The sequence below is a fragment of the Sporosarcina koreensis genome, from assembly GCF_001531445.1.
Lineage (GTDB): Bacteria > Bacillota > Bacilli > Bacillales_A > Planococcaceae > Sporosarcina > Sporosarcina koreensis_C.
In genome coordinates this window covers 16,799-19,309 of sequence record NZ_LQYA01000213.1, presented here as the reverse complement: position 1 = coordinate 19,309, position 2,511 = coordinate 16,799, and the positions used below count along the sequence as shown (strand labels likewise).

Annotated in this window: 3 protein-coding genes; 1 reads left to right on the top strand and 2 read right to left on the bottom strand. The window is 43.2% G+C overall.

The features are described 5' to 3' along the window. Window positions 1-91 precede the first annotated feature (91 nt). The gene (locus AWV70_RS19715) at window positions 92-787 is read left to right on the top strand and encodes a Crp/Fnr family transcriptional regulator (protein ID WP_060210238.1); all 696 of its coding nucleotides are present in this window, start codon (window positions 92-94) and stop codon (window positions 785-787) included. 60 nt (window positions 788-847) lie between these two features. Here the strand turns inward: AWV70_RS19715 and AWV70_RS19710 are convergent, their stop codons facing one another. After that, window positions 848-2,128 (bottom strand): L-lactate MFS transporter, encoded by a 1,281-nt coding sequence (locus tag AWV70_RS19710; RefSeq protein ID WP_060210237.1) that lies wholly within the window; start codon window positions 2,126-2,128, stop codon window positions 848-850. A gap of 214 nt (window positions 2,129-2,342) precedes the next feature. Continuing rightward, on the bottom strand, window positions 2,343-2,511 hold a 169-nt coding region (locus tag AWV70_RS24880), incomplete at its 5' end, for a formate dehydrogenase accessory sulfurtransferase FdhD (protein ID WP_235588774.1).

Sequence of the window (2,511 nt, the reverse complement as noted above, 5' to 3'; positions counted from 1 at the left end):
CGTTTCTCTGTCCTGGTCTCTACAGAAGAGTGTTACAATATTAGTGGTTAAATCGTTATGATCGCAAACTTTCATTTGAAGGAGAGATACATTGGATTCAGTAATCGGATTTCTGAAAAACACGATGTTTTTTAAGGATGTATCTGACCGGGATTTAGCGCCTTTTCTTCCCATTATGAACCGGCGGAAGCTTGCTGACAGGACACTGCTATTTCTGCAAGGTGATCCGATCACGCATGTGTTTATTGCAACGGCGGGAAAAATAAAGATATCCCGGAATGATCAAGCAGGCAAAGAGCAAGTCCTTCATTTCAAGCAGCGTGGCGATTTATTTCCTCATGTGGGTTTTTTTCGTCAAGGGCATTATCCTGCAAATGCACAAGCGATAGAAGAAAGTGAAGTCTATTCGATGGCAATCAAGGACTTCGAACAAGTCCTAATGGCGAATCCTTCCTTATCCATAAAGCTATTCAGAATGCTTGGCGATCAGATCGTCAGCTTGCAGCAACGATTGGAGGAGCTTGCATTGCGCAGTGCGAATGAGCGTATTTTGCTGCTATTGCTTCGGCTTTGTGAAACGCATGGCACTGCTATCGGGAATGGAGATTGGGTCAAGCTCAATACACGATTTAAAAATGCAGATCTCGCCAATATGATCGGCACTTCGAGAGAGTCGGTCAACCGAATGATTTCACAGCTTCGTAAAGACGATGCCGTACAACTGAAAGACGGAGAATACTTGATCCGTCCTGAAATGCTGAAAGACGAAATGCTCAACTACAACTGAACACCCCCTAATCCATTATGTAAAAAGGATTAGGGGGTGTTTATAATTTAGATGAAATACTTAAATGCTTTTTGCGGTTTGTACTGCTTTCGTTCTCTTCGGTCCATGTTGCGCAGCTCTAACTTTTTTGATATCAATTTGTATTAATATTGAAATGACTAAAGCGACTGCAAATAGTCCTGCGAAAAAGAGCAAGCTGCTTTCATAACTTCCCGTCGTGTCTTTCATCCATGCGGCAAACATAGGTCCGGCAATGCCGGCAGCCGCCCAGGCTGTTAAGATATACCCGTGGATCGCCCCAAGTTGTTTTGTTCCAAAAATATCGCCGATATATGCCGGGATGCATGAAAAACCACCGCCATAGCAAGTATAAATGACGGCGAGCATCACTTGGAAAACAATGGCGTTTGTCGTAAAAGGGAGTAGGGCAAATAAAGCCAACTGGATCACAAAGAAGGCTGTGTACGTATGTCTGCGCCCGATATAGTCGGAAATGGATGCCCATCCAAGCCGTCCAGCTCCATTAAACAGACCAAGGACGCCAACAAGTGCAGCCGCTTGTACTGTTGTCATGCCGATACTTTCAATGGCAAGAGGCTTGGCCGCGGACAAAATGGCAATCCCACAAGTGACATTCAGGAACAGCATCATCCATAGATAATAGAAGCGTTTAGTTTTGACAGCTTCATTCGCCGTCAATTGTGCTAAATCTACTTTCGCTTCAACTTTTCCGGACTCTAATTTTTTTACATAACCTGCTGGTGCCCAACCTTCCTCAGGTTTTTCAAGATAAAGCGAAGAGGCGATCATGATGAGTAGGTAAGATGCCCCCAAAATATAAAAAGTGTTTTGCAGGCCAACAGAATTGATAAGCGCTTCCATTATAGGACTGCTGATCGCAGCTGCAAAGCCAAATCCCATAATTGCCATTCCTGTTGCAAGGCCACGGCGATCGGGAAACCATTTAACAAGCGTAGAAACGGGGGCGATATATCCAACACCCAACCCAATTCCTCCGAGTACTCCATAAAAAATATACAATAGAGTCAATGAGGACATGCTTACTGCAAAACCGGCTCCCATGACACCCACACCGAAGCATATTGCTGCAAGTATTCCAGCTTTCCGAGGTCCGTGCTTTTCAACGAAGTGGCCAAGAAATGCAGCAGACAGGCCGAGAAATAAGATTGCGATACTAAACGTCAACTGTACTTGGCTTGTCGACCAACCAAATTGATCGATGAGCGGGTTGGTGAAGTTGCTCCATGCATACACGGAGCCGATCGAAATATGAATCCCGACAGCAGAGGCGGCAATCAACCATCTGTTCTTCGCTTTCACTTTTCACATCTCCCCTTTGATAATAAAGTAATATGACAACAATTGTTTTCTCTCGCTTTTTTAAAAAGAATAGTACATTCGGAAAATGAAAACCCTTTCATTCTACTTGAAAATAAAAAACTGGAGAGTCATATTTTGTCACATTTCTGTCATAGTACCATCATCGTTCGGGTTTGTCACCAAATATTTAATTTAATCAAATAACATGGAAAAGTCACATTTTTATTCTTTCAGGATGTGTATACACATTGAAGGATTGCCCCCTGATGAATCCAACAGTTGTAATTCCCAATTCATCGGCAAGATTGACTGCCAGTTCTGTCGGCGCTGATTTCGATAGAACGACTTCACAACCGATTTTTGCGACCTTTAATAAGATTTCA